General features: G+C 70.5%; 1 protein-coding gene. It reads right to left on the bottom strand.

All coding sequences use genetic code 11. From position 1 onward, the window contains the following. On the bottom strand, positions 1 to 2,103 hold a 2,103-nt coding region (gene carB / locus DD1DGNOD_RS20050; RefSeq protein ID WP_131770815.1), incomplete at its 3' end, for a carbamoyl-phosphate synthase large subunit. Positions 2,104 to 2,291: the final 188 nt, after the last annotated feature.

Below are 2,291 nucleotides of genomic sequence, written 5' to 3' on the forward strand. Positions count from 1 at the left end.
GGACCGGGCCTCGGCGAAGAAGGTCGCCACCCCGTGCGGGGGCGAGGGCAGCCCGGCCCGGGCGAGCACCTGCCCGAACAGGCCACGGTCCTCGGCCAGGTGGATCGCGCTCGGCTCCGTCCCGATGATCGGGACATCGGCCGCGGCCAGCGCCGCGGCGATACCCAGCGGGGTCTGGCCACCGAGTTGGACGATCACGCCGATCAGCGGCCCGGCCTCCTGCTCGGCGTGGACGACCTCCAGGACGTCCTCGACGGTGAGCGGTTCGACGTAGAGCCGGTCAGCGGTGTCGTAGTCGGTGGAGACCGTCTCCGGATTGCAGTTGATCATAATCGTCTCGTAGCCGGCGTCCGACAGCGCCATCACCGCGTGGCAACAGGCGTAGTCGAACTCGATGCCCTGCCCGATCCGGTTGGGCCCGCTGCCCAGCACGATCACCCGTGGCCGGTCGCTGGGGGCGACCTCGGTCTCGCTGTCATAGGACGAGTAGTGATACGGCGTGGACGAGGCGAACTCGGCCGCGCAGGTGTCGATGGTCTTGTAGACCGGCCGGATACCGGCGCGGTGGCGCGCCGCGCGGACCGCGTCCTCGGTGGTGGCGAGCAGGTCGGCGAGCTGGGCGTCGGAAAACCCCGCCCGCTTGGCCCGCGCGATGTCGGCCGGCGCGATGTCGGCCAGGTCACCGGTGACGGTCGCGGCGATCCGGTTGAGGTAGTCGATCTGTTCCACGAACCAGGGATCGATGCCGGTCACCTCGGTCACCCGCAGCCGGTCCGCGCCGGCCCGCAGGGCCTGCTGCACCGTGCGCAGCCGTCCGTCGTGCGGGACGCGGGCCCGCTCCAGCAGCTGCTCGGCAGCCCCCGGATCGCCGGTGAACGCGAACACCGCCGACGGCTGCTCCAGCGAACGCAGTGCCTTCTGCAGCGCCTCGGCGAAGCTGCGCCCCACCCCCATGGCCTCACCGACGGACTTCATCGTCGTGGTCAGCGTCGGGTCCGCCCCCGGGAACTTCTCGAAGGCGAACCGCGGCACCTTGACCACGACGTAGTCCAGCGCCGGTTCGAAGGCGGCCGGCGTGGTGCGGGTGATGTCGTTGGGGATCTCGTCCAGGGTGTATCCGAGCGCGAGCTTCGCGGAGATCTTCGCGATCGGGAACCCGGTGGCCTTCGACGCCAGCGCCGACGACCGGGATACCCGGGGGTTCATCTCGATCACGACGAGCCGCCCGGTCGCCGGATCCACGGCGAACTGGATGTTGCACCCACCCGCGTCGACGCCCACCGCGCGCATGACCGCGATGGCCATGTTCCGCATCTGCTGGTATTCGCGGTCGGTCAACGTCATCGCCGGGGCGACCGTCACCGAGTCGCCGGTGTGCACACCCATCGGGTCGATGTTCTCGATCGAGCAGACCACGACCACGTTGTCGGCCCGGTCCCGCATCAGCTCGAGCTCGAACTCCTTCCAGCCGAGCACGGACTCCTCGACCAGGACCTCCGACGAGGGGCTGGCGGCAATGCCGTCCGCGGCCATCCGGCGCAGCTCGTCGGCGTCGTGCGCGAAACCGCTGCCGGCGCCGCCGAGGGTGAAGCTCGGGCGTACCACCACCGGGTAGGAGAACTCCTCGGCGGCGGCCAGGCACTCCTGGGGTGTCGTGCAGATGGCGCTGCGGGCGGTCTCGCCGCCGACGGAGGCCACGATGTCCTTGAACGCCTGCCTGTCCTCGCCCGCGCGGATCGCGTCGATGTTCGCACCGATCAGGCGGACACCGTAGCGGTCGAGGACGCCCGCATTGTGCAGATCCATGGCGGTGTTCAGCGCAGTCTGCCCGCCCATGGTCGCCAGCAGCGCGTCCGGACGCTCCCGATCAATGATCTTGGTGACCATCTCCAGGGTGATCGGCTCGACGTAGGTGGCGTCCGCGAGGTCGGGATCGGTCATGATCGTTGCCGGGTTGCTGTTGACCAGCACCACCCGCAGACCCTCGGAGCGCAGCACCCGACACGCCTGCGTCCCGGAATAGTCGAACTCGCAGGCCTGACCGATGACGATCGGTCCTGATCCGATGACCAGGACGCTGGTCAGATCCTCTCGCCGCGGCATCAGCGCACGACCTCCCGTCCGCGTCCCCGCCTACCCGCCTCCCAGGCGCCCGACCCCGGGGTGACCCGCCCCCGGATGACCGCCGCCCGGATGACCGGCCCACAGGCCGGTCATCCGGGCGGCGGTCATCCGGGGGCGGGTCACCCCGGGGTCGGGCGCCTGGGAGGCGGGTAGGCGGGGACGCGGAC

This window comes from Candidatus Protofrankia californiensis (assembly GCF_900634765.1).
GTDB classification, from domain to species: Bacteria; Actinomycetota; Actinomycetes; order Frankiales; family Frankiaceae; genus Protofrankia; species Protofrankia californiensis.